Annotated in this window: 24 protein-coding genes and 1 other RNA gene; 18 read left to right on the forward strand and 7 right to left on the reverse strand. The window is 61.4% G+C overall.

What is annotated here, in order from left to right; all coding sequences use genetic code 11:
• Positions 1-14: 14 nt before the first annotated feature.
• From SJY36_RS05140 to SJY36_RS05155, 4 genes are all read right to left on the reverse strand, one after another.
• Complete coding sequence (locus SJY36_RS05140) at positions 15-1,190, reverse strand: toxic anion resistance protein (protein ID WP_005852269.1); 1,176 nt, start codon at positions 1,188-1,190, stop codon at positions 15-17.
• 36 nt (positions 1,191-1,226) lie between these two features.
• Positions 1,227-2,114 carry a 5-bromo-4-chloroindolyl phosphate hydrolysis family protein gene (locus tag SJY36_RS05145; protein WP_009826473.1) on the reverse strand — a complete coding sequence of 296 codons (888 nt, stop codon included), beginning with the start codon at positions 2,112-2,114 and terminating at the stop codon, positions 1,227-1,229.
• Positions 2,115-2,117: 3 nt separating this feature from the next.
• A complete protein-coding gene (locus SJY36_RS05150; RefSeq protein ID WP_005852271.1) occupies positions 2,118-2,348 on the reverse strand; it encodes a hypothetical protein in 231 nt (76 codons plus the stop codon).
• Positions 2,349-2,445: 97 nt separating this feature from the next.
• Positions 2,446-3,453, reverse strand: coding sequence for a pseudouridine synthase (locus tag SJY36_RS05155; RefSeq protein WP_005852272.1), 1,008 nt, complete (start codon positions 3,451-3,453; stop codon positions 2,446-2,448).
• Positions 3,454-3,517: 64 nt separating this feature from the next.
• Between SJY36_RS05155 and SJY36_RS05160 the strand changes: the two genes are divergently transcribed.
• From SJY36_RS05160 to SJY36_RS05170, 3 genes are read left to right on the forward strand one after another with little or no spacing between them, the layout of a single operon-like run.
• Positions 3,518-3,973 carry a nucleoside deaminase gene (locus tag SJY36_RS05160; protein WP_278375645.1) on the forward strand — a complete coding sequence of 152 codons (456 nt, stop codon included), beginning with the start codon at positions 3,518-3,520 and terminating at the stop codon, positions 3,971-3,973.
• Between the two features lie 6 nt (positions 3,974-3,979).
• Entirely contained in the window at positions 3,980-4,600 is a 621-nt protein-coding gene (locus tag SJY36_RS05165; RefSeq protein WP_386173460.1) for a DUF5671 domain-containing protein, read from the forward strand.
• A gap of 20 nt (positions 4,601-4,620) precedes the next feature.
• Positions 4,621-5,031 carry a hypothetical protein gene (locus SJY36_RS05170; protein WP_386173462.1) on the forward strand — a complete coding sequence of 137 codons (411 nt, stop codon included), beginning with the start codon at positions 4,621-4,623 and terminating at the stop codon, positions 5,029-5,031.
• Between the two features lie 6 nt (positions 5,032-5,037).
• On the opposite strand, the gene SJY36_RS05175 is transcribed toward SJY36_RS05170, so the two are convergent.
• A complete protein-coding gene (locus SJY36_RS05175; protein ID WP_005852276.1) occupies positions 5,038-5,730 on the reverse strand; it encodes a metal-dependent hydrolase in 693 nt (230 codons plus the stop codon).
• 188 nt (positions 5,731-5,918) lie between these two features.
• Between SJY36_RS05175 and gatC the strand changes: the two genes are divergently transcribed.
• The 7 genes from gatC (at position 5,919) to SJY36_RS05210 (ending at position 10,831) form a co-directional block, all read left to right on the forward strand.
• Positions 5,919-6,206 carry an Asp-tRNA(Asn)/Glu-tRNA(Gln) amidotransferase subunit GatC gene (gene gatC, locus SJY36_RS05180; RefSeq protein WP_386173464.1) on the forward strand — a complete coding sequence of 96 codons (288 nt, stop codon included), beginning with the start codon at positions 5,919-5,921 and terminating at the stop codon, positions 6,204-6,206.
• Positions 6,206-7,693 carry an Asp-tRNA(Asn)/Glu-tRNA(Gln) amidotransferase subunit GatA gene (gene gatA, locus SJY36_RS05185; protein WP_386173466.1) on the forward strand — a complete coding sequence of 496 codons (1,488 nt, stop codon included), beginning with the start codon at positions 6,206-6,208 and terminating at the stop codon, positions 7,691-7,693. Before gatC ends, gatA begins: the two co-directional genes overlap by 1 nt.
• A 38-nt stretch (positions 7,694-7,731) precedes the next feature.
• Complete coding sequence (locus SJY36_RS05190) at positions 7,732-8,478, forward strand: hypothetical protein (protein WP_074635520.1); 747 nt, start codon at positions 7,732-7,734, stop codon at positions 8,476-8,478.
• 5 nt (positions 8,479-8,483) lie between these two features.
• Positions 8,484-9,152, forward strand: a complete 669-nt coding sequence (locus SJY36_RS05195; protein WP_386173469.1) for an N-acetylmuramoyl-L-alanine amidase — start codon at positions 8,484-8,486, stop codon at positions 9,150-9,152.
• Between the two features lie 101 nt (positions 9,153-9,253).
• Positions 9,254-9,665: RNase P RNA component class A (gene rnpB / locus SJY36_RS05200), an RNA gene on the forward strand.
• 181 nt (positions 9,666-9,846) lie between these two features.
• Positions 9,847-10,014, forward strand: coding sequence for a 50S ribosomal protein L33 (gene rpmG, locus SJY36_RS05205; RefSeq protein WP_005852281.1), 168 nt, complete (start codon positions 9,847-9,849; stop codon positions 10,012-10,014).
• A 127-nt stretch (positions 10,015-10,141) separates the two neighbouring features.
• Positions 10,142-10,831: a VIT1/CCC1 transporter family protein gene (locus SJY36_RS05210; RefSeq protein ID WP_005852282.1), complete on the forward strand. Its 690-nt coding sequence runs from the start codon at positions 10,142-10,144 to the stop codon at positions 10,829-10,831.
• A gap of 331 nt (positions 10,832-11,162) precedes the next feature.
• On the opposite strand, the gene SJY36_RS05215 is transcribed toward SJY36_RS05210, so the two are convergent.
• Positions 11,163-11,939, reverse strand: coding sequence for a Bax inhibitor-1/YccA family protein (locus tag SJY36_RS05215; RefSeq protein WP_005852283.1), 777 nt, complete (start codon positions 11,937-11,939; stop codon positions 11,163-11,165).
• Between the two features lie 859 nt (positions 11,940-12,798).
• On the opposite strand from SJY36_RS05215, the gene SJY36_RS05220 reads away from it, so the two are divergent.
• From SJY36_RS05220 to SJY36_RS05235, 4 genes are all read left to right on the forward strand, one after another.
• On the forward strand, positions 12,799-13,173 hold the full coding sequence (locus tag SJY36_RS05220) for a helix-turn-helix domain-containing protein (protein WP_005852284.1): 375 nt from the start codon (positions 12,799-12,801) through the stop codon (positions 13,171-13,173).
• 69 nt (positions 13,174-13,242) lie between these two features.
• Positions 13,243-14,037: a histidinol-phosphatase gene (gene hisN / locus SJY36_RS05225; RefSeq protein WP_386173471.1), complete on the forward strand. Its 795-nt coding sequence runs from the start codon at positions 13,243-13,245 to the stop codon at positions 14,035-14,037.
• On the forward strand, positions 14,034-15,374 hold the full coding sequence (locus SJY36_RS05230) for an 8-oxoguanine deaminase (protein WP_386173473.1): 1,341 nt from the start codon (positions 14,034-14,036) through the stop codon (positions 15,372-15,374). Before hisN ends, SJY36_RS05230 begins: the two co-directional genes overlap by 4 nt.
• 69 nt (positions 15,375-15,443) lie before the next feature.
• Entirely contained in the window at positions 15,444-15,878 is a 435-nt protein-coding gene (locus tag SJY36_RS05235; RefSeq protein WP_386173475.1) for a CAP domain-containing protein, read from the forward strand.
• A gap of 81 nt (positions 15,879-15,959) precedes the next feature.
• Here the strand turns inward: SJY36_RS05235 and guaD are convergent, their stop codons facing one another.
• Entirely contained in the window at positions 15,960-17,252 is a 1,293-nt protein-coding gene (gene guaD, locus SJY36_RS05240; protein ID WP_386173477.1) for a guanine deaminase, read from the reverse strand.
• A 117-nt stretch (positions 17,253-17,369) separates the two neighbouring features.
• Between guaD and mgtE the strand changes: the two genes are divergently transcribed.
• From mgtE to SJY36_RS05260, 4 genes are all read left to right on the forward strand, one after another.
• Positions 17,370-18,773, forward strand: coding sequence for a magnesium transporter (mgtE, locus tag SJY36_RS05245; RefSeq protein ID WP_386173479.1), 1,404 nt, complete (start codon positions 17,370-17,372; stop codon positions 18,771-18,773).
• The gene (locus SJY36_RS05250) at positions 18,770-19,330 is read left to right on the forward strand and encodes a 5-formyltetrahydrofolate cyclo-ligase (protein ID WP_386173481.1); all 561 of its coding nucleotides are present in this window, start codon (positions 18,770-18,772) and stop codon (positions 19,328-19,330) included. The genes mgtE and SJY36_RS05250 overlap by 4 nt, the downstream gene beginning before the upstream one ends.
• A 77-nt stretch (positions 19,331-19,407) precedes the next feature.
• Complete coding sequence (locus SJY36_RS05255) at positions 19,408-20,220, forward strand: TIGR00282 family metallophosphoesterase (RefSeq protein WP_009826492.1); 813 nt, start codon at positions 19,408-19,410, stop codon at positions 20,218-20,220.
• 151 nt (positions 20,221-20,371) lie between these two features.
• A complete protein-coding gene (locus tag SJY36_RS05260) occupies positions 20,372-22,144 on the forward strand; it encodes an SLC13 family permease (RefSeq protein ID WP_009826493.1) in 1,773 nt (590 codons plus the stop codon).
• Positions 22,145-22,173 lie beyond the last annotated feature (29 nt).

The raw sequence follows: 22,173 nt of genomic DNA on the forward strand, positions 1-22,173 counted from the left end.
AGGTTGTGACGGGGTTATGCCGCAGGGGACGCGGGCTTGGCCGCTTTGGCAGAGGCCAGCGTGTCGCGCAGATTGGCCTCCATCTCTTGCAGGTCTTTCTCGGCAGAGGCACGGCGCGCCTTGCCTTCGTCGGCGATCTGCAGCGATTCCTGAATGGTCCCGATCAGGTCGGCATTGGCCTGTTTGACGGCTTCGATGTCGAACACACCGCGTTCCATCTCGGTCCGGATGACCTTGTTGCTTTCGCGCAGGTTCTGCGCGTTAGAGGTGAGCAGCTCGTTCGTCAGGTCATTGGCGTCACGCACGGCGGCGGCGGCTTCGACGCTGCGCTGGATGGTGACCGCCTGCGCCAGCTGGGTTTCCCACAGCGGCACGGTGTTCACGAGGGTCGAGTTGATCTTGGTCACCAGCGACTTGTCGTTTTCCTGCACCAAGCGGATCGAGGGGAGCGATTGCATCGTCACCTGACGGGTCAGTTTCAAGTCATGCACACGGCGTTCCAGATCGTCCCGCGCGGCGCGGATATCGCGCAGTTCCTGTGCGACCATGACCTGATCCGCCTCTGGTGCGGCGTCGACCTCTGCCTGTTTGGCGGGGATTGTGGTCGCGTCAAGCTCTGCCAGCTTGGCCTCGCCCGCAGCGATATAAAGCGCGAGCTCATCATAGAACTGCAGCGTCTTTTCGTACAGCATATCAAGCGATTTGATATCCTTGAGCAGGGTATGTTCATGGGTCAGCAGCTCGTCCGTGACGCGGTCGATCTGACCCTGTACCTTTTCGAACTTGGCGGTGAATTTGGCAAAGGGGGCCGCGCGGCCCAAAAGGCGTTCCCACCAGCTGCGTTCACGGCGCACGTCCAGCTCGGACACGGAAAAGCCGCGGATGGTTGTCACGATCGTGCGCAGGCTGTCACCGGCAGGGCCCACATCCTTGTTGCGCACGTCCTGCAACATCGCCTGACTGATCTCCTGCAGCTCGGCCTGTGCGCCGGACCCGAAACCGATGATCGACTGCGTGTCGCCCATGTCGATCTCTGCCATGCGGCTTTTTATCTCTGCCGATTGTGGCGCATCGGCTTTCTCAAGCGAGACGACGGCATCCGCAGGGGCGGGGTCGGGCAGGATCTGCGCGTTGACCTCTTCCACCAACGCTACGGATTGGGTCGCTTTGTCACGAACGGTATCAGACATGTTTCAAGTATTCCTATGCTCTTGGGGCGGGGCGCGTCAGTCGAGACGCACGCCTTCTCGGGAAAGCCGCTCGCGCAGCACGTCGATTTCGATGTTCAGGTCGGTCTTGTCTTCCAATAGCGATTTTTGGGTGCGCGCGGCAAAGTTTTTGTCCAGATCATCCAGCAAAGCCAGATAATCGGCGCGTGCCTGCGCATCGCCGGTGCTAGCGTAGATATCCGCAAACTTGATTGTCGCGTCACGCGCGCCCAGCAGATAGACCGACAGGTATTTACGCGCACCGGTCAGATCACGCGGATCATCCTGCACGGTGCGGATCAGGGTGCGCGCGGTGTCCTGAAACTGCGCCAGCCGGTCGCGCGCCTTGCGATCGCCAGCGCGTGCAATGGCGGTGTTCATCGCGGCAAGGTGCTTTTCGGCCTCGTCCACGACACGGGCGACGCGGTCTTTCTGGAAGCTGTCCACGCCCTCCATCCCCTTGGATGTCAGCGGATCGATGCCAAAGGCCGACACATGCAGCCCCATCGCGGCCAGCGCATAAAGCACAGGGGCCGCCAGTCCGGGGTCATTCTTGTAGGCTGCAAGCGCCACGCCGGCACCGGTCAGCAGGCTGGCGATGATCTTGCGCGGCAGGGCGGGGCGTTCGGCGACCTTGCGCGCGGTATAGGCGGCTTCGGCTTTCAGCCCCTCGCGCAGCATCCACGCGGCACCGGTCAGCGTCGCCGCCGCCAGCAACCCCAATGCAAGCCCCTGCGCCCCGTCGTTCAACGACATGAACACAAGCGGAATGGCGGGGATGAACAAAATTTTGGCCCGCCCGCTTGCGGGGTCGACCTCTATCCGTTTGGCACGGGTGCCCTGCGGGGGCGGCGTGCTGCCGTTCGTGTCATGATTGCTGTATTTACCGCCAAAGCGCTGCGCCATGGATCAAAGCCCCCCGAGCCAGCCGGTAGAGACACCGAAGAGCAAGACGACAAGCGCGGCATAGGTGATTTTCTGAAACGGTGTCGGTGCCATGGGGCGATAAACCTCCTGTCCATGCGCTGGTGTCGATGCACGACGGCCCGCGTCCAGAATCCTTGCGATGATTGTCACCAAAACGGCGACAAACGCAACAATCAGCGCCAGCGTGGCGACAAAGACAAGCAATCGACCCATCGGACCTTCCTTTGCACGACATATAGTCGCAGTGCCCGCCACCCGCTAGGGTCACGCACGCAAAAGTAGCGGCCAAAGGGCCGTAAACCCACAGAAATCAGGGTTTACGGGTGGATTTTACGCGGGTGCCGAACTTGCGCGGCGCGGGGTCGGACGCGGGCCGTGCGGGCTTGGACTTGCCATAGCCGGGCTTGGGCTTGCCGGGGATGGTCTTGCCTGTCGCGGTCTTGTCACCGGGTTCCTTGGGCAGGCCTGGGCGACCGGGGCCCGGCTCTCCGGGTTTGCGGGCCTTGCGCTTGATGATGCGCGCGGGCTTTTTCTTGATCGCGGTGCCAGTGGTATCGGCAATCTCGAGGCCCAGCTGGTCACGGACCACCTTGCGCTTGAGTTCCTCGACCTCGCCGGTTTTCAGCTCGCCAAGCTGGAACGGGCCATAGCTGGTGCGGATCAGCCGGTTCACCGACAGGTTCACCGCCTCCATCGCGCGGCGGATCTCGCGGTTCTTGCCTTCGCGCAGACCGACGGTCAGCCAGGCGTTCGCCCCTTGTTGCCGGTCCAGCGTGACCGTCATCGGCTGAAAGTCCTCGCCATCGACGGTGATGCCCTTGCGCAGCGGTTCAAGCATATCGTCGGTGGGGCGGCCATTGACGCGCACGCGGTAGCGGCGCAGCCAGCCGTTCGACGGCAATTCGAGGCGGCGCTTGACCTCGCCATCATTGGTCAGCAGCAGCAACCCTTCGGAGTTGAGGTCAAGCCGACCGATGCTCATGACGCGGGGCATGTCTTCGGGCAGATCGTCAAAGATCGTGCCGCGGCCCTTTTCGTCGCGGTTGGTGGTGACCAGCCCCGTGGGCTTGTGGAACAGCCAGACGCGGGGCGGTTCGGGCTCGCCCACCGGTTTGCCGTCGACGGTGATCGCGTCCGAGGGCGTCACGTTCAACGCAGGCGAATCGATCTGCGCACCGTTGACGCGCACGCGACCGGCCTCGATCATGCGTTCGGCCTCGCGGCGGCTGGCGATGCCGGCACGGGACAGGACTTTGGCAATGCGGTCACCGGGAGGGGTGCCGGATTTCGGGGGCTGGGAGGGTGTATCTGCGCTCATACTTCAGCGCTTACCCTGTTTCCCGCGCTTGCGAAAGGGCGGCGTTTGCGGGCAAGAGAGGTGTATGAGCTTTACGTCCTATATGTCCCAAGCGCTGGAAGAGGCCCGCGCCGCCGCCGCCCGCGGTGAAGTGCCCGTGGGCGCGGTCATCGTGGCACCCGACGGACAGGTCGTCGCGCAGGCGGGCAACCGGACGCGCGAGCTGAACGATCCCACCGCCCATGCCGAGGTGCTGGCGATCCGTGCTGCCTGTGCGGCGGCGGGGTCCGAAAGGCTGGGCGGGCATGCGCTTTATGTGACGCTGGAACCCTGCGCCATGTGTGCCGCCGCGATCTCTGCCGCGCGGGTGGCACGCTTGTACTACGGCGCGTCAGACCCCAAGTCTGGCGGTGTGGCGCAGGGGGCGCGGGTGTTTTCCCACGCGCAATGTCACCACGCCCCCGACGTCTATGACGCCATTGCAGCGCCCGAAAGCGAAGATCTGCTGAAGGCGTTTTTTGCAGAGAAACGAAAAGGATAGACCCATATGGCCCAACGGGACGAGCTGAGCATTTTCGTGCGCGACGCCTTGGCCGCGGGCAAGTCACGGGCCGAGATCACAGCCGCGCTGACCCATGCCGGTTGGCGCAGCGCCGAGGTGCAGGATGCGCTGAACGGCTGGGACGAGATGCCGTTCTCTCCGCCCATTCCGCGGCCTGTGGCGACGGTGTCTGCGCGGGACTTCTTTACCTATGCGCTGACGTTCTGCGTCTTGATCCTTGGCGCGTTTAATCTGGTTGTCGTATTGCAGGCGCTGGTCGATGTGGTCTTTGCCACGGGCGACGGCGGCAGCGACCGGTCGATCCGCTGGGGTGTTGCGGTGTTGATCGTGACCGGACCGATGTATCTGTGGCTGACCTTGCGCGAGCGGCGGAAACTGGCGCGCGACCCTGCGCTCTACCGCTCTGCGATCCGCAAATGGATGATCTACATCGGCCTGCTTTTGGCGGCGCTGACGATGTTAGGGGATTCGATTGCCACCATCTATGCGCTGCTGACCGGTGACCTGACGGCGCAATTCCTGCTCAAGGCGCTGGTGGTGCTGGTCGTCGCCGGGGGCATCTTTGCCTATTATTTGCGCGATCTGCGCGAAGAGGCCCCGTCGTGAACAGGTTGCTGCTGATTTGCATGTCTGTGTTGGTCGGCGGTGCCATCATCGGCGGCCTGGTCGTGGTGGGCGGCCCGCAGCACGCAAGGCTCGCCCAGCAGGACAGTCAGCGCCTCAGCGATCTGCGGACCTTGCACAGGCATCTGATGTGCCTTGGTCACCCGCGCAAACCATTGCCGCAAGCGCTTGCGGATGACAGCTATTGTCCCGGCATGCGGCCCGGATTGCGCGATGTGCTGACCCAAGGCGACCCTGCAACGGGCGCGCCTTACGCCTATCACCGCGTCAGCGATACCGCGTTCGAGGTCTGCGCCACACTGGCGCTTGATCCGGCAGAGGCGCGCAAAGCTGCGTTTGACCAAAACACCATCGCCCTGCGCGCCAACGACACCCTTTGTTTCATCGGGGATCGCGCCGGTTCTGTTAACTAGACCGTTTTACAGGCTGATCGGTTTAAGCACCTCGGGCTCGATCACATCGACGCCGGGCAAGCCGTCGATCAGTACCTGTGCCGATTGTTCAAGCGCGTCGAAGGTACGGTAGTGGCAGGGGATGACGGTCTTGAAGTCAAAATACCGTTTCGCCGCATAGGCCGCACCGGCCATATCCATAGTGAAATGGCCGCCCGCGCTGAGGATGCCGATATCGGGTTTATGGTAGTCGCCCATCCAATCCATATCCGCCATAATATCCGTATCGCCCGAGACATAGATCGTGCGGCCTTCGCCCTTGATCATAAAGCCGATCTCGGCCCCCATATAGACAGGCCCCGCGTCCCCATCGACGGAAGAGGAATGCGACGCAGGGACCATGGTCACATCGACCTTGCCGCAGCGGATGGTGCCGCCTTTGTTGAAGCCGGTGGTGTTCTCCACGCCCTGCGCGCTGAAATAGCCCATCAGTTCGACCATGCCTGCAACCGGCGCGCCGGTTTTCTCGGCCACCATCTTGAGGTCCTGAGTGTGGTCGAAATGCCCGTGGGTCACCAGGATTTGCGTGACGCCTGCCAGTGCGGCCTCGTGCTGCGCGTCGTCCAGCATCGGATTGCCGGTGAGCCAGGGGTCGATCAGCAGAATCTGATCCTCGATCTCGATGCGAAAGCTGCCGTGGCCTAGCCAGATGATATCCATTTGGGTCTCCCTTATTCCGTGTCTTTAGCGGACTGTAGCGCGTGATGCCGCTTTGGGGAGCCTCCGGCGGGAGTTTATTTGGCAAAATGAAGGATCAACCGGCGCGATTGCGGGTCAGAGGCAGCCCCCAGACTTGCGGGGGCGGGCAGGGGGCGATAAACGGCACCCAATCAGATGAAGGAGCGCCCATGTCCATTGACGAGTCCACAGCCGCGCGGGTGGCGAAACTGGCCCGCATCAAGGTCGAACCCGACGCCTTGCCCGCGCTGGCGCAAGAGTTCAACAATATCCTCGGCTTTATCGAGCAGTTGAACGAAGTCGATGTCGACGGGGTAGATCCGATGACATCGGTCACGCCACAGGTGTTAAAAAAGCGCGAGGACGTGGTGCGCGATGGCGACCAGCAGGCCAAGGTGCTGGCCAATGCGCCCGACGCGCGCGAAGGATTTTTTGCGGTTCCGAAGGTGGTTGAATAATGGCTGATCTGAATAAACTGGGCCTTGCCGATGCACGTGACGCGCTGCGCAAGGGGGATGTGACCTCGGCCGAGCTGACGGCGGCATGTCTGAGCGCGATCGAGGGCGCGGGCGCGCTGAATGCTTTTGTCCACCACACCGGTGATCTGGCGATGGATCAGGCCAAGGCCGCCGATGCGCGGATCAAATCCGGTGAAGCGCCTGCCATGTGTGGTCTGCCCATCGGCATCAAGGATCTTTTCTGCACCAAAGGGGTGCCGTCGCAAGCTGCATCGCGCATTCTTGAAGGCTTCTTGCCCGAGTATGAAAGCACCGTATCGCAGAACCTGCTGGATAGCGGGGCCGTCATGTTGGGCAAGCTCAACATGGATGAATTCGCGATGGGATCGTCCAATGAAACCTCCGTGTATGGCAATGCCGTCAACCCGTGGCGGCGTTCGGGCGATGAGACAGCGCTGACACCCGGCGGATCTTCGGGTGGGTCGGCGGCAGCTGTGGCGGCGGATCTTTGTCTTGCGGCCACCGGCACCGATACCGGCGGCTCGATCCGCCAGCCCGCGGCCTTTACCGGCACCGTGGGGATCAAGCCGACCTACGGCCGCTGCTCCCGCTGGGGCGTCGTGGCCTTTGCCTCGTCGCTGGATCAGGCGGGCCCGATGACCAAGACCGTGCGCGATGCGGCGATCATGCTGGGTGCCATGGCGGGGTATGACCCCAAGGACAGCACCTCTGCCGAGCTGGCGGTCCCTGATTTCGAAGCCGCCTTGACCGGCGACATCCGTGGCAAGAAGATCGGCATCCCGCGGGAGTACCGCATCGACGGTATCCCTGCCGAGATCGACAAGCTGTGGCAGGACGGTATCGCCATGTTGCGCAACGCCGGGGCCGAGATCGTTGATATTTCCCTACCGCATACGAAATACGCCTTGCCTGCCTATTACGTGATCGCACCGGCGGAAGCCTCGTCGAACCTCGCGCGCTATGACGGGGTGCGCTATGGTCACCGCGCCAAGCTGGACCACGGCGACGGCATCACCGAGATGTACGAAAAGACCCGCGCCGAAGGCTTCGGGGCCGAGGTGCAGCGCCGTGTCATGGTCGGTACCTATGTGCTAAGCGCGGGCTTCTACGACGCCTACTACAACCGGGCGCGCAAGGTCCGCACGTTGATCAAGAAAGACTTCGAAGACGCCTTTGCGGCCGGTATCGACAGCATCCTGACCCCGACCACGCCCTCGGCGGCCTTCGGTCTGGGCGAGATGACGGATACGGATCCGGTGGCGATGTATCTGAACGACGTGTTTACGGTCACCGTGAACCTCGCGGGGCTGCCCGGTATCGCATTGCCCACCGGCACCAGCGAGACCGGCCTGCCGCTTGGCTTGCAGCTGATCGGCCGCCCATGGGAAGAGGCCGATCTGCTGTCTACCGCCTATGCGCTGGAGCAGGCGGCGGGCTTTGTAGCCAAGCCGCAGAAATGGTGGTAAACCCCCGCCGATAAACCAGAGCAGATAAAGCAGGTCCGATGATGATACGTTGTTCAATTGTTGCAGCCTTGGGGCTCGCCCTGGCGGCCTGCCAGCCCGCAATCCCCGACAGTGGACGGGGTGTCGGTTTTGACGGGTCGTTCGACGCCGCGCAATCCCAGCGGGATACAGCTTTGGCAGGCGGGGCGGTGGCAACGATGCCAGCACCCGCCACGGTGGACGCCACGCCGCTGGACGCTGTCGATGATGGCTCCGCTGCGGCGACGGCTGCGGAAACGGCACGCATCCTGGATGCCACGCGCCCCGGTGGGCTTGGCAATGATGCCGCGACCAATTCGGGCGTGGCCCCTGTGAACGCCAGCCCGTCCAACCCTGCGCCACCGGTGCTGGGGGCAGGGGGAATCTCGCAAGAGAACAACTTTGACGCCGTGGCTGACGAGCGCAGCATCGAAGGCGACGCGGCCCGCATCGCGGCCAATCGCGCGCAATACCGTGTGGTGCAACCCGAAGCCCTGCCGGACCGCGCCGATGCCGGGCCCAATATCGTGGCCTATGCTTTGCAGAACAATCACGCCGTCGGCACCCCGATCTACACCCGTCGGGGGTTCAACAAGCAGCGCAAATTCGCACGGGCTTGCGCCCAGTATTCGCACCCGGATCAAGCGCAGATCGCCTTCCTCAGTGCGGGCGGCCCTGAAAAGGACCGCTCTGGCATGGACCCTGACGGCGACGGATACGCCTGCAACTGGGACCCGAGCCCCTATCGCAAAGGGGTGCAGGGCTAGGCCCCATGGCAGACGCGCCTGACCGCTACCTTTCCCCGAACCATGGGCCGCGCCGCAACGGGCTGCGGCCCTCTTTGATCGTGCTCCACTATACCGCGATGGACAGTGCAGAAGCGGCCTGCGCGCGCCTTTGCGACCCTGCGGCCGAAGTCTCGGCCCACTATCTGATCACGGGCAAGGGCGAGACTGTACCACTCGTCCCGGAAGACCAGCGTGCCTGGCATGCCGGTGCAGGGGAATGGCGGGGTCAGGATGACATCAATTCACGCTCTATCGGGATAGAGCTGGATAACCGCGGCAATCACCCCTTTTCCGAACCGCAGATGGTCACGCTCGAAACCCTGCTGCGCGGGATCATGGAGCGGTGGTCAATCCCGCCCGAAGGGGTTATCGGCCATTCGGATATGGCCCCCGGACGCAAGATCGACCCCGGACCGCGATTCGACTGGCCACGTCTGGCGCGTCAGAACCTTGCCGGCAAAGGCAGTCGGTACGCGGAAAACGACTGCATATCCGACCCCACGCCGGCTGCCTTTATCGCGGCGGCACATGCGGCAGGCTACACCGCCACCGATGATATTGACCTCCTGCTGCACAGCACGCGTCTGCGGTATGCCCCTTGGCGCAAGGGGCCCCTCTGCGCCGCGGATATGACCCTCGGGCATGATCTCTAGCACCACACCCTTTTCCAAATGGTTAAAAATCCTCGCCGAAGGCATCGCGGCGGGTGAAACTGATTGACCCCACCTGAAGTTAGGCGCTAGGCGTGCAGCGCGCGGAAGGCTGGATGGCCGCGGTCTTGGCGACAAGGTCGAGGAAAGTCCGGACTCCCAGAAGAAACGGTGCCGGGTAACGCCCGGGCGGGGTAACCCGACGGAAAGCGCCACAGAAAACAGACCGCCGCTTCGACGGGTCGGGCAACCGATACCACCGGGGAGGTAAGGGTGAAACGGTGCGGTAAGAGCGCACCGCGGAGGTGGCAACATCTCTGGCAAGGCAAGCCCCACCGGGAGCAATGCCAAATAGGGACCGCGCGCCGCGTCTGGCAACAGGCAAGGCGGGGCCACTTCTGCCCCAGCAGGTCCGGGTTGGCAGCTGTAGCTGTGCAGGCAACTGCATGGTCAGAGGAATGGTCATCCCCTGTCGCAAGGCGGGGACAAAATCCGGCTTATAGGCCTTCCGCGCATAATCATGGTCTTTATCCCTGTTCTTCGGGGGCTTGGTCCGGAAAACTTCAATTTTTCCGGTTCGTTTGGGCCATGGGCAGGAAATAGCGGTTGACTCAGGCGCAGGCGTGACTAGAACCCAAAACTCAGGATTTCACGAGCGGTCGATCAGCGGCCTGCTCGTCGTTGCAGGAGAACGACTATGGCGAAGCCAACCACGATCAAGATCCGTCTGAACTCGTCCGCGGGCACAGGCCATTTCTACGTAACCAAGAAAAACGCACGTACCATGACCGAGAAAATGGTCATCAAAAAGTACGACCCCGTTATTCGTAAGCACGTTGAATACAAAGAAGGCAAGATCAAGTAAGATCTTACCGTCGACGCGATATGAAGGCCGCGCCTCGTGCGCGGCCTTTTGCGTTTTTCTACCTCGGACATGGGAACAGCCCTGCTGTCGCGGCTGAGTACCGGATGTGATCGCAAGGAGACGGGCAATGCCCAAAGAAGGCCATTACATCAACCGGAGCAACTGGTTGCGCGCCGCTGTACTGGGGGCGAATGACGGGATTGTTTCCATCTCTAGCCTTCTGGTCGGCGTTACCTCAGCGGGGATGGCGACCGGAAATGTCGCCCTGACCGGTTTCGCCGGATTGACCGCGGGCGCACTGTCCATGGCCGCGGGGGAGTATGTCTCTGTCTCGGCGCAGGCCGATGTCGAAGCCGCGGATCTGGAGCGTGAGCGTATCGCGCTGGAGGAAGACCCGGACTACGAGCTGGAAGAGCTTGCCGAAGGGTTGGAGAACCGCGGCGTCGATGCCGCGCTCGCCGTTAAGGTTGCCACGCAGATGACCGACCACGACGCTCTTGGTGCGCATGCGCGCGAAGAGCTCGGTATGTTTGGCCTGGCAGGGCAGGCTAATCCGCTGCAGGCCGCCGGGGCTTCCGCGCTCGCCTTCGCTCTGGGTGGGGCCTTTCCGTTGATTGCGGCACTTGTCGCCCCTGCCGGGTACGCTTTGATGGCGATTGCCGTGACCGCTGTGCTCGCTCTGGCACTGCTTGGCGGCGGCGGTGCGCGGCTTGGCGGTGCGCCCATGCGTTCGGCGACTATTCGTGCGGTGGTCTGGGGCGCGCTTGCGATGGCCGTGACCGCTGCGTTGGGGCAAGCCTTCCACGTTGCGGTTTAGCTTGTTGGGGTGAGCTGGCGCCTAAGCTGAGACCTTTGAAATCATCACTTCTGTGAGCATTTCAAGAGGAGGTTCGCTCCTCTGCGGGGGTGCTTTTCTGCGCGCCCGACTGGAAGACGTACAGTCGCAAGGTCGTGTCGGCACGCTTGTAGAACCGAATGTCACTGAACGGACTGCTTAAGGGGGATCGCAGTTATACGGACGCGTCGCGGGCAGATTAGGTAGTCGGGCCGACGGTCGTGATCCCGCCTAGGACAAAAGAAAGCGCCCACCGGACGGATGTCGATGGGCGCTCGATCTTAGGTATTTCCCCGCGTCGTGGGGCAGTCTGTTATTCGCGGTTGCCGAACAATTGCAGCAACATCATGAACATGTTGATGAAGTTCAGGTACAGGCTCAAAGCGCCCATGATACCGGACTTCTGCAGCCATTCTTGGTCACCGTGATGTGCATGTGCCAAGTAAGTGTTCTTGATGTTTTGCGTGTCATAGGCGGTGAGGCCAGCGAAAATCAGAACACCGATAGCCGATATCGCGAACACAAGGGCAGGGGAGGCGAGGAAGATGTTCACGATCGACGCAACAACCAGGCCAATGACGCCCATGATCAGGAAGCTACCCCAGCCAGAGATGTCCTTTTTCGTGGTGTAGCCCCAGAGCGACAGGCCCGCGAAAGCGATCGAGGTGATCAAGAAAATCTGGATGATCGAATAGCCCGTAAAGACCAGAAAGATCGAGCTGATCGAAACGCCCATGACGGCAGCGAAAACATAGAACAATGTCTGCGCAGTCGCGGCCGAGATCTTATTCATCGCGGCACCCAAGCCGAAGACAAACGCCAAAGGTGCAAACATCACAACCCATTTCAGCGGCGACATATACAGCGCAGAGCCGAAGGAAGTCAGGTATTTGTCCGTGCCAATCTGCGCAACCGCGCCGGAAGGATCGGTCGTCACGGCCAAGCCGGAAATGGCCCAAGCCGCTGCAAAGGTGATCAACATGCCAATCGACATGGTGCCATACACCTTATTCATATGGGTGCGCAGCCCTTCATCGATAGCGGCGGCGCGGGATCCGGCCGCAGACCGGATTGTGTTCACGTCGGCCATGAATATCCTCCAAATAATAGACGTGTTGCAAAGTCGGTTCTCCGACCTCGGTATTGGGTCAAATATCGGCACACACGTCTTTGTTTTCAAGAGCTTTCGCATCCAATTCTAGCGCAGCGGGCACTATTGGCGTTTTGCTTTGCCAAATGTGGCGCAACATAGGCATTTCTACCGTCGAAACACGCAGCCTTTCGGTTGCACATCTGCGTGTCCGTGATGAATGAGCTAAAGAAGAGATATGAAGATTTGCCTAACGCGTTTGCGAATTTTGCGTCGCGGCGGTTTGCTGCGTCGTTCTCGCGGCTCTGAACGGTATTTTAAGGTTTAGACTGCAAGCCTTTTGCCCATGAAAAGGATGATTCTTCCCTGTGATATGCGCAATTGTGCCGTAACGTTTTCGTTATTAGCGCTAATCAGGCGGTATTCAGGTGCCGTGAGCAAAACATCGCGCACCCGCGCAGAATGTAGTGGCGAAGCTGAGGGACGGGGCTATCTTACTGACAAATATGGTATTCTTGAGCGTGAGAGGAGCGGGTCTCAATGTGTTGAAAATGCTGACACACAGCATTGCGGCGAATTTATGGTGCTCGGCTCAGGTAAAAAGTTTTGCGAGTTCCCGAACGCTTGCTACGTTCAATTCGCGTATAAGGGGTATTTTTCTCGCGGAAACAACGCTTGATTAAGTGCTGGCGCTGATTGGAATGATAACTGAACGTATGTCCATTTTCATTTTATTTGCGCATAGTGAGTATATTTGCAAGTAGCACGTTTTGTCGGAAATGACCACGTGAATTGGTCACTTCCTCTCCACAAATACAAGCGTCGAAATTATGGGCGCTGAGTTAGAAAGAAGATCGTGATGCCTCATAAAGTAGATGTTCATGTTGGTCAGCGAATACGGCAGCGCCGTTGGCTGACAGGCATGACACAGCAGCGCTTAGCAGAACTTGTTGGCATAAAATTCCAGCAAATCCAAAAGTATGAAACCGGTGCAAACCGTGTCAGCGCGTCCAGACTTTGGGACATCGCCTTTGCCCTGAACGTGGACGTTTCGCATTTCTTTGAAGGTCTGGAAGCCGAAAAGCCGCAGCCCGAAAAGGCCTTGGACAATATCCCCGCCGATCTGAGCGGCGATAAAGAGGCGATGGATTTGATCCGCTCTTACTATGCGATCCCCGAAAACCAGCGTCGCCGCCTGTTCGAACTGGCGCGTGTCCTCAGTGATGTGGCTTAACCTTTAGCGGGAAGTGTTATCTTGCAAGGATCTGGCGAAAGTGTCAGATCGGTAGCTATGATACCAAATATGCACTCCGATCCCGATATATTGCGTGTGGGCCATTTGCTGGCGGACGCCGCCCGTGCCGCGATACTTCCCCATTTTCGTCAAGCAGATCTGATTGCGGACAACAAATTCCAGTCGGGCTATGATCCCGTCACTGAAGCCGATCGTGCGGCCGAACGGGCCATGCGCGATATCTTGGCACGCGAACGCCCCAACGACGCCATCCTGGGCGAAGAATATGGGACTGCGGAAGGGACCTCCGGGCTCACCTGGGTTTTGGACCCCATTGACGGCACGCGGGGTTTTGTCTCCGGCACGCCGACCTGGGGCGTGTTGATCGCGGTCAGCAATGCGGATGGGCCGTTTTTCGGGATCATCGACCAGCCCTACATTCGCGAGCGTTTTGTTGGGCATAGCGGCCAAGCCGAGGTGTCGGGCCCGTCTGGCGTTCATCCGCTGCGGACGCGTGGGGCGCGTGCACTGTCACAGGCGACCGTTTTCACTACTTTTCCAGAAGTCGGGACGACATCCGAAGCGGCCGCCTTTGCCGAGGTGGCGCGACACGCGCGTTTGGCGCGCTTTGGGATGGATTGCTATGCTTATGCTTTGGTGGCCTCGGGGCAGGTCGATCTGGTCATCGAAGCGGGCCTGCAACCCTATGATATTCAAGCACCAATCGCCCTTGTCCATGCAGCGGGTGGCATCGTTACCGACTGGGATGGCGGCCCCGCCCATCATGGTGGACGTGCCATCGCGGCGGCCAATGCCGATATTCACGCCGAAGCTTTAGAGTTTATTAGGAATTGTCCGATATGACCGAACTGCTGATACGCAACGCTGATTATCTTTTGACGATGGATGAGACGCGGCGCGAATTGGTATCGGCTGATGTTTTACTGCGCGATGGGGTTGTCGTGGCGGTGGGACAAAACCTGACAACTGAAGGGGAGGTGATAGAAGCATCAGGGTGCGTTGTGACGCCAGGGTTGGTGAACACCCATCACCACCTTTATCAAAGTCTGACGCGGGCGGTGCCGGGGGGGCAGGACGCGCTGCTGTTTGGCTGGCTTAAAACGCTTTATCCGATCTGGGCGCGGTTTACGCCGGATCACATGTATGTCTCGGCTCAGGTGGGGTTGGCAGAGCTTGCCTTGTCCGGATGCACCTTAAGCTCGGACCACCTGTATATGTATCCGAACGGCAGCCGGTTGGAGGATACGATACACGCCGCGGCAGAGATCGGGGTGCGGTTTCAGCCCACGCGCGGCGCGATGAGCATCGGGGAAAGCGACGGTGGGTTGCCACCTGACGCTTTGGTGGAACGCGAGGCTGCGATACTGGAGGATTGCATTCGTGTGATCGACGGTTTTCATGACCCATCGGCCTCTTCCATGTGTCGGGTTGGGATCGCGCCCTGTTCGCCCTTCTCGGTAAGTCGGGACCTGATGCGGGACGCAGCGCTGTTGGCGCGGGACAAAGGCGTGATGCTGCATACGCATCTTGCCGAGAACGAGGAGGATATCGCCTATTCATTGGCGCAATTCGGCTGTCGTCCGGGTCAATATGCGCAGGATCTGGGCTGGGTCGGGCCCGATGTCTGGCATGCCCATTGCGTGAAGCTCGACCCGAGCGAGATCGCGTTATTCGCGCAGACCAAGACTGGCGTTGCACATTGCCCCTGTTCGAATTGCCGCTTGGGCTCGGGGATCGCGCCCCTTCGTGCGATGCGAGATGCCGGAGTTCCCGTAGGGCTCGGGGTCGATGGATCCGCAAGCAATGACGCCGGTAATCTTGTCGCGGAGGCTCGGCAGGCGATGCTTTTGCAGCGCGTTGCAGGCGGGGCGGATGCGATGAGCGCACGCGAAGCGCTTGAGATTGCTACGCGCGGCGGTGCAGACATCCTGGGCCGCCCCGAATGCGGGCGGATCGAGGTGGGGGCGCGGGCAGACATCGCCATATGGGACGTGAGCGGGATTGAAAGCGTCGGGAGCTGGGATCCGGCAGCACTGTTGCTTGCGGGGCCGACAACGGTCCGCGATTTGCTTGTTGAAGGGCGCAGCGTCGTGCGGGATGGGCAGGTCGTGACCATAGATCTACCCGCGCAGATCGCGCAGCAAAACAAGCTCGCGCGGGCGCTGCGGGACGCGATATAAACACGCATAGCTCTATCTCGGGAGGAGGTAGAGGCGCGGGTAGCGCGAAGGCGGGGGGGAGTTGACAGTATGAATATTCTGCGAAGGCTGGCTTTGGCCGTGGCTCTGTTGATTGCCGCGATATCGCCTTTGCGCGCCGACCCACAGGCGGTTCAGATGTTGAATGCCATGCGCGCGCAGCAGGGGGTGGCCCCGCTGTCCTATGCACCGCGGCTAGAGGCCGCCGCACGGGCACATACGCTGGACATGGCGCGGCACGGATATTTCGCGCACACGGGACGCGATGGGTCTGGTGTTGGTGATCGGGTGCGGGCGCAGGGCTATCGCTGGTGCTATGTGGCCGAGAATCTTGCCAAGGGGCAGGGGGATCTGACGCAGGTCATGCGGGGATGGGCGCAGTCGGCACCGCATTATCGCAATATGATGAGCCGGAATGCCACGGGTTTTGGCCTGTTTCAGGGGCCGGACCGGATTTGGGCAATGGTTCTGGCCGCACCCTGTTAGGATGGGCCCGAAACCGTGCCGCAAGGCGCGCCTGCGGGACGCGCCGCGGGGAGTTTAAAGGCAAAATGAAGGAGGCTGGCGTCAGCCTCGGCGCACCCCGTTGACCCAGACGTCGCTGATAGCGCGGTCATCGCCCATCATGATTGTGGCGAAAAGCTGATCCCATATGCTGTGCGCATTGTCGCTGCGCTGCTTGATCGCGGGGGTGGAGGCGAGGTCGAGCACGGTGATGTCGGCCTCGAAGCCTTCGGCGAGTGTGCCGATCTTTTCGTGCAGATGCAGGCTGCGGGCAGAGCCGGCGGTGGCAAGCCACATCAGCTGCGCCGCATGGGTGGGGGTGCCGCGCAGCTGGCCGATCTCATAGGCCGCAGCCATTGTGCGCAGCATCGAGAAGGACGACCCGCCGCCGGTGTCCGTGGCCAAGCCAATCGGTATCTGCTGCGCGGCGATATGCGCCATGTCGAACAGTCCCGATCCGATGAAGGTGTTCGAAGTGGGACAATGCACCACCGATGCGCCGCTGTCGGCAAGGCGGTCGATCTCGCGCGGGGTCAGGTGGATGGCATGGCCAAAGACGGCGCGATCACGCACCAGCCCGTGTTCCTCGTAGGTGTCCAGATAATCGCGGGCGTGGGGTACAAGGTCTTGGACCCAAGCAATCTCGTCGATCTGTTCGCTCAGGTGCGTCTGCATCAGGCAGTCGGGGCGCTCCGTCCAGAGCGCACCCAGGGCCGCGAGTTGCTCCGGCGTCGAGGTCGGCGTGAAACGGGGCGTAATCGCATAGCTGGCGCGGCCTTTGCCGTGCCAGCGGTCGATCAGCATCTTGCTGTCGTCATAGGCCGATTGCGCCGTATCGCGCAGCCCGTCGGGGGCGTTGCGGTCCATACAGGTCTTGCCCGCCACGATCCGCTGACCACGCTCTGCTGCCGCGTCGAATATCGCGTCGACGCTGGTGGGGGCGATGGTGGCGAAAGAGCAGACAGTGGTCGTGCCGTTGGCCAGCGTTAGATCCAGATAGCGCCCGGCGATGTCGCGGGCATAGGCGGGGTCTGACAGGCGCATTTCCTCGGGGAAGGTATAGCTGTTGAGCCAGTCAATCAGCCGTTTGCCCCAGCTCGCGATGATGGCGGTCTGCGGATAATGCACATGGGCGTCCACAAACCCCGGGCAGATCAGCCGCTCGCCATAGTCCTGCACCGTCGCCTGCGGGTGCGCCTTGCGCAGGTCGGCGCCGCGGCCCACGGCCTTGATCTGCGCGCCTTCAAGCAGCACGCCACCGTCGCTGTCGATATGAACCGTCTCCTCCCACGGGTCAGAGAGGGGATTGCCCGTAAACCGGAGCGTTTGGCCGAGGAGGAGTGTTTGTGTTTTCATGCCGCCTGTCTAACCGCAGCCCGCCGTGCCGACAATCCGATAGCGCAGGGTTCCGCGCCATTGTATCCGCGCTGTGGCACGCTTATGGTCTGCGCAAAATCGCAAGTGGGGGCAGCCATGGTTGACGACGCACAGGAACTTGAACTTTCCCCCGACGCCGAGGATGAAGGCGAGGCATATCGGCTGAACAAGAAGGCCGTGGCGTCCATTCTCTATGCGGTGGAAATCGATGACGCCGCCAAGTTGACAGAGCTGATGGAGCCGCTGCACGCGGCCGACATCGCCGACCTTCTGGAACAGATCAGCGCCTTTGAACGGACCAAGCTGATCCGGCTCTATGACCGCGAGTTCGATGGCGAGATTTTGTCGGAGCTCGACGAATCGATCCGCGAGGAAGTCGTTGCGATTCTGACGCCCGAGGTATTGTCGGACGCCGTGCGCGACATGGACAGCGATGATGTTGTCGATCTGATCGAAGACCTTGAGGATGCGCAGGCCGAGACCATTCTGGGGGCACTGGAAGATGCGGACCGGGTCGCTGTCGAACAGGCGCTGACCTATCCCGAATATTCCGCTGGTCGTTTGATGCAGCGCGAAGTTGTCATGGCCCCCGAACACTGGACCGTGGGCGAGGCGATTGATCACCTGCGCGCCACGCCCGAGGAAGACCTGCCGGACCAGTTCTATCACATTGTCATGGTCGATCCGCGGTTGCACCCTGTGGGCAATGTCACTCTTGGCAAGCTGATGCGGTCCAGACGCGCCACCCCCATGCGCGACATTCTGGAGGATACGTTTCAGGTCATTCCCGCCCTGCGCGACGAGGGCGATGTCGCCTATGCGTTCAACCAGTATCACCTGATCTCTGCGCCCGTTGTCGATGACGAGGGGCGTTTGATCGGGGTGATCACCATTGATGACGCCATGTCGGTGCTGGACGAGGAACACGAAGAAGACATCCTGCGTCTGGCCGGTGTTGGCGAAGGGTCGCTGTCTGACCGTGTGATAGAGACAACCAAGCAGCGGTTGCCCTGGCTGGCGGTGAACCTGGTGACGGCCATCGCGGCCTCTATGGTGATTTCGCAGTTCGAGGCGGCGATCGCGCAGATTGTGGCGTTGGCGGTGTTGATGCCCATCGTGGCCTCTATGGGGGGGAATGCCGGTACGCAAAGTCTGACCGTGGCCGTGCGCGCCATCGCGACTCGGGATTTGACCGGATCGAACGTCTGGCGCGTGATCCGGCGTGAATGTCTTGTGGGGCTGGTGAATGGCCTGATTTTCGCGATCATCATGGGGATCGTCGGGATCCTGTGGTTCGGGTCACCCGCGCTTGGCTATGTGATCGCGACGGCGATGGTGATCAATATGGTCGTGGCAGGGCTTGCGGGGACGGGCATCCCGATCCTGCTGGAACGTTTCGGCGTGGATCCGGCCCTTGCCTCTGGTGCTTTTGTGACGACGGTGACGGATGTCGTGGGCTTCTTCGCCTTTCTGGGGCTGGCGGCGGCGGTCCTGCTGTGATGGATATGGCGGCGGTCAAGGCGGCAGCGCGCAAGGCGGCCTTCGCCCGTCGCAAGCCGCTGTTTGATGGTGCCAACGCCGCGCAAGCCGGCTATCTGAGCGAAGTGCTCGCGGGGTATCGCGGCGTCCCGCTGTCCGGTTTTCTGCCCATACGCACAGAGATTGACCCGCGCCCCGCCATGGCCGAGGCGGCGGCCCATGGCCCCGTGGGCGTGCCGGTGATCATGGGCGCAGCGCAGCCTTTGCGGTTTTCTCGCTGGACCCCGGATACCCCTTTGGTGGACGGTGCCTTTGGCGCTCAGATCCCCGCTGTCGAGGATGTCTTTGACCCTGAAATCGTGATCGTACCCCTGCTGGCGTTCAACCGCGCTGGCGGGCGTCTGGGGTATGGCGGCGGGTTTTATGACCGCACGCTGGAACAGCTACGTGCGCGGCGGGCGACCTTGGCGATCGGTTTTGCCTTTGCGGGGCAAGAGGTTGACGACCTGCCGCTTGAACCCACCGACCAGCCGCTTGATCTGATCGTGACAGAGACGGGCGTGATCGAGATCGCCTAGGCGCGCCCGCACCCCGCGCGCAAAAACCGCAGCTCCGCCCCTTGCCCTCGGGCGCTGCGCAGCCTAACGCTTGGGGCATGAAAATACTCTTCCTCGGCGATGTCATGGGCCGCGCGGGCCGTCGCGCAATCAGCGAAAACCTTCCCCGTCTGCGGACGGAATGGAAGCTGGATTTTGTGGTGGTGAACGGTGAAAACGCCACCTCTGGCATGGGACTGTCTGGCAGCCACGCCAAAACGCTGCTGGACGCAGGGGCCGATTGTCTGACCTTGGGCGACCACGCCTTTGACCAAAAAGACATGCTGAGCTTTATCGAACAGGAGCCGCGTGTCATCCGGCCGCTGAATTTTTCGAAAAACGCACCGGGCAAGGGCGCGCGTCTGTTCACCGCCAAGAACGGGCGCAAGGTGCTGGTCACCCAGGCGCTTGGTCAGGTCTTTATGAAACGCCCCTTTGACGATCCGTTCTCGGCGCTTGAACCTGTGCTCAAGACCCACCCTCTGGGCGGCATGGCATCGGCGGTGATTGTCGATATGCACTGCGAGGCGACTTCGGAAAAGATGGCGATGGGGCATTGGTGTGATGGCCGCGCCAGCCTTGTTGTGGGCACGCATACCCATGTGCCCACGTCTGACGCGATGATCCTGCCGGGCGGGACGGCCTATCTGACAGATGCAGGCATGAGCGGCGATTACCATTCGGTGATCGGCATGGAGAAAACAGAGCCTTTGCGCCGCTTCATCACCGGCATGCCCAAAGACCGCTTCACCCCCGCCAACGAAGAAGCGACCCTATCCGGCGTCTATATCGAAACCGACGACCGCACCGGCAAGGCGACCCGTATCGTGCCCGTGCGTCAGGGCGGCAAGCTGCAGCAAAGCGCGCCCTGACCTCGTTGCGGCTGGCACGCTTTAGACCCGTATCCGGAATAGCGCAGGGCAGGCGCATCTGACGCTTGCCCCAAGGCGACGCTTGCCGTGGACGTTGCAATCAACGACACTGCAGTTTGATTTTCATCTGCCCAAGGCCGGATATACCTGAATGGACTTTCTAAACCTGTCGGATAGCACCTCTGCCATCCTGGCATTGACCGTCGTTGTGATCATGTTCGTCATGTTCCTGCGTGAATCCCTCCCGACCGAGGTCGTGGCCCTGTCAGGGGCGGCCATCATGCTGGCGCTTGGCATCTTGCCCTATGACGATGCGCAGGCGGTGCTGCAGAACTCTGCCCCCTGGACCATTGCCGCGATGTTCATCGTGATGGGCGCGCTGGTGCGCACGGGCGCGCTGGATGTGCTGACGCGCATGGCCGAACGCTATGCCAAGACGCATCCGAAAACGGCGGTGGTGGGCGTGATCGTGGCGGTCATGGCGGCCTCGGCGGTGATGAACAACACGCCCGTGGTGGTGGTGATGATTCCGGTCGTGGTGCAGCTCAGCCAGACGCTTGGCACCAAAGCCTCCAAACTGCTGATCCCGCTGAGCTATGCGGCGATCATGGGCGGCTCCCTGACGCTGATCGGGACATCGACCAACCTTCTGGTGGACGGTGTCGCACGGTCGCAAGGGCTGGAGCCCTTTGGCATTTTCGAAATCCTGCCCATCGGTCTGGTCGTCTGCGCCTGGGGCCTGATCTATATGGCCGTCTTCGCGCCCAAACTGCTGCCCGCGCGCGACAGTATGGCGAATATGCTGTCGGACCGCTCCAAGATGAAGTTCTTCACCGAAGCCGTGATCCCGCCCGACTCCAACCTGATCGGGCGCGAGGTGCTTGACGTGCAACTGTTCAAACGCGAAGGCGTGCGGCTGATCGACGTGGTGCGCGGCGATCAATCGTTGCGCCGCGATCTGGCCAGTGTCGAACTGCGGGTCGGCGACCGCGTGGTTCTGCGGACCCAGATGACAGAGCTGCTCAGCCTTCAGGCGAATAAAGAGCTTAAGCGCGTCGATCAGGTGTCGGCGGTGGAAACCTCGACCGTAGAGGTGCTGATCACGCCGGGCTGCAAGATGGTGGGCCGCACACTCGGGGCGCTGCGTCTGCGACGGCGCTATGGGGTGTACCCTTTGGCGGTACACCGGCGGAACCAGAACATCGGTCGTCAGCTTGACGACCTCATCGTCAAGGTCGGTGACACGCTGCTGCTTGAAGGCGCGATGGAGGATATCCAGCGCCTTGCCTCGGATATGGATATGGTCGACGTCTCGCAGCCGTCGGCACGGGCCTTCCGGCGGGGGCATGCCCCGATCGCCATCGCGGCGCTGGTGGGAATCGTGGTCTTGGCCGCGCTGAATGTCGCGCCGATCCTGCTACTGGCCGTGCTAGCCGTGGCGTTGGTCCTGGTCACGGGCTGTATCGACGCGGAAGAGGCCTTCAGCTTTGTCGATGGCCGTCTGCTGGCGCTGATCTTCTCGATGCTTGCGGTCGGGGCAGGGTTACAAAACTCCGGCGCGATCAGCCTGATCGTTGACAATATCGCGCCCTTCCTCGGCACGCTGTCGCCCTTCTATGTGATCTTCGCGGTGTTCCTGCTGACGACAACCCTGACAGAGATCGTGTCGAACAACGCGGTGGCGGTGATCATGACACCGATTGCCATCAGCCTCGGGTCCGCACTTGGCATGGACCCGCGCCCCTTGGTCGTGGCGGTGATGATCGCGGCGTCTTGCGCCTTTGCCACTCCCATCGGCTACCAGACCAACACGCTGGTCTATGGGCCGGGCGGCTACCGTTTCACCGACTTCATGCGCATCGGCATTCCGCTCAACCTGTCGATGTCGCTGCTCGTCTCCATGATGATCCCGCTCTTCTGGTAGCACCGTTCCCGCGCTTCCAAATGGCAAAA

It is taken from the genome of Sulfitobacter sp. R86518, assembly GCF_042466275.1.
GTDB lineage: Bacteria > Pseudomonadota > Alphaproteobacteria > Rhodobacterales > Rhodobacteraceae > Sulfitobacter > Sulfitobacter pontiacus.

What these genes read in the sequence shown, in the direction of transcription:
- SJY36_RS05145 (WP_009826473.1), bottom strand. Translation starts at nt 2,114, where the DNA reads ATGGCGCAGCGCTTTGGCGGTAAATACAGCAATCATGACACGAACGGC.
- SJY36_RS05210 (WP_005852282.1), top strand. Translation starts at nt 10,142, where the DNA reads ATGCCCAAAGAAGGCCATTACATCAACCGGAGCAACTGGTTGCGCGCC.
- mgtE (WP_386173479.1), top strand. Translation starts at nt 17,370, where the DNA reads ATGGTTGACGACGCACAGGAACTTGAACTTTCCCCCGACGCCGAGGAT.
- SJY36_RS05255 (WP_009826492.1), top strand. Translation starts at nt 19,408, where the DNA reads ATGAAAATACTCTTCCTCGGCGATGTCATGGGCCGCGCGGGCCGTCGC.
- SJY36_RS05260 (WP_009826493.1), top strand. Translation starts at nt 20,372, where the DNA reads ATGGACTTTCTAAACCTGTCGGATAGCACCTCTGCCATCCTGGCATTG.
- rpmG (WP_005852281.1), top strand. Translation starts at nt 9,847, where the DNA reads ATGGCGAAGCCAACCACGATCAAGATCCGTCTGAACTCGTCCGCGGGC.
- SJY36_RS05170 (WP_386173462.1), top strand. Translation starts at nt 4,621, where the DNA reads ATGTCTGTGTTGGTCGGCGGTGCCATCATCGGCGGCCTGGTCGTGGTG.
- SJY36_RS05230 (WP_386173473.1), top strand. Translation starts at nt 14,034, where the DNA reads ATGACCGAACTGCTGATACGCAACGCTGATTATCTTTTGACGATGGAT.
- SJY36_RS05160 (WP_278375645.1), top strand. Translation starts at nt 3,518, where the DNA reads ATGAGCTTTACGTCCTATATGTCCCAAGCGCTGGAAGAGGCCCGCGCC.
- SJY36_RS05215 (WP_005852283.1), bottom strand. Translation starts at nt 11,939, where the DNA reads ATGGCCGACGTGAACACAATCCGGTCTGCGGCCGGATCCCGCGCCGCC.
- SJY36_RS05235 (WP_386173475.1), top strand. Translation starts at nt 15,444, where the DNA reads ATGAATATTCTGCGAAGGCTGGCTTTGGCCGTGGCTCTGTTGATTGCC.
- SJY36_RS05175 (WP_005852276.1), bottom strand. Translation starts at nt 5,730, where the DNA reads ATGGATATCATCTGGCTAGGCCACGGCAGCTTTCGCATCGAGATCGAG.
- SJY36_RS05150 (WP_005852271.1), bottom strand. Translation starts at nt 2,348, where the DNA reads ATGGGTCGATTGCTTGTCTTTGTCGCCACGCTGGCGCTGATTGTTGCG.
- SJY36_RS05195 (WP_386173469.1), top strand. Translation starts at nt 8,484, where the DNA reads ATGGCAGACGCGCCTGACCGCTACCTTTCCCCGAACCATGGGCCGCGC.
- gatC (WP_386173464.1), top strand. Translation starts at nt 5,919, where the DNA reads ATGTCCATTGACGAGTCCACAGCCGCGCGGGTGGCGAAACTGGCCCGC.
- hisN (WP_386173471.1), top strand. Translation starts at nt 13,243, where the DNA reads ATGCACTCCGATCCCGATATATTGCGTGTGGGCCATTTGCTGGCGGAC.
- SJY36_RS05220 (WP_005852284.1), top strand. Translation starts at nt 12,799, where the DNA reads ATGCCTCATAAAGTAGATGTTCATGTTGGTCAGCGAATACGGCAGCGC.
- SJY36_RS05140 (WP_005852269.1), bottom strand. Translation starts at nt 1,190, where the DNA reads ATGTCTGATACCGTTCGTGACAAAGCGACCCAATCCGTAGCGTTGGTG.
- SJY36_RS05155 (WP_005852272.1), bottom strand. Translation starts at nt 3,453, where the DNA reads ATGAGCGCAGATACACCCTCCCAGCCCCCGAAATCCGGCACCCCTCCC.
- SJY36_RS05190 (WP_074635520.1), top strand. Translation starts at nt 7,732, where the DNA reads ATGATGATACGTTGTTCAATTGTTGCAGCCTTGGGGCTCGCCCTGGCG.
- gatA (WP_386173466.1), top strand. Translation starts at nt 6,206, where the DNA reads ATGGCTGATCTGAATAAACTGGGCCTTGCCGATGCACGTGACGCGCTG.
- SJY36_RS05165 (WP_386173460.1), top strand. Translation starts at nt 3,980, where the DNA reads ATGGCCCAACGGGACGAGCTGAGCATTTTCGTGCGCGACGCCTTGGCC.
- guaD (WP_386173477.1), bottom strand. Translation starts at nt 17,252, where the DNA reads ATGAAAACACAAACACTCCTCCTCGGCCAAACGCTCCGGTTTACGGGC.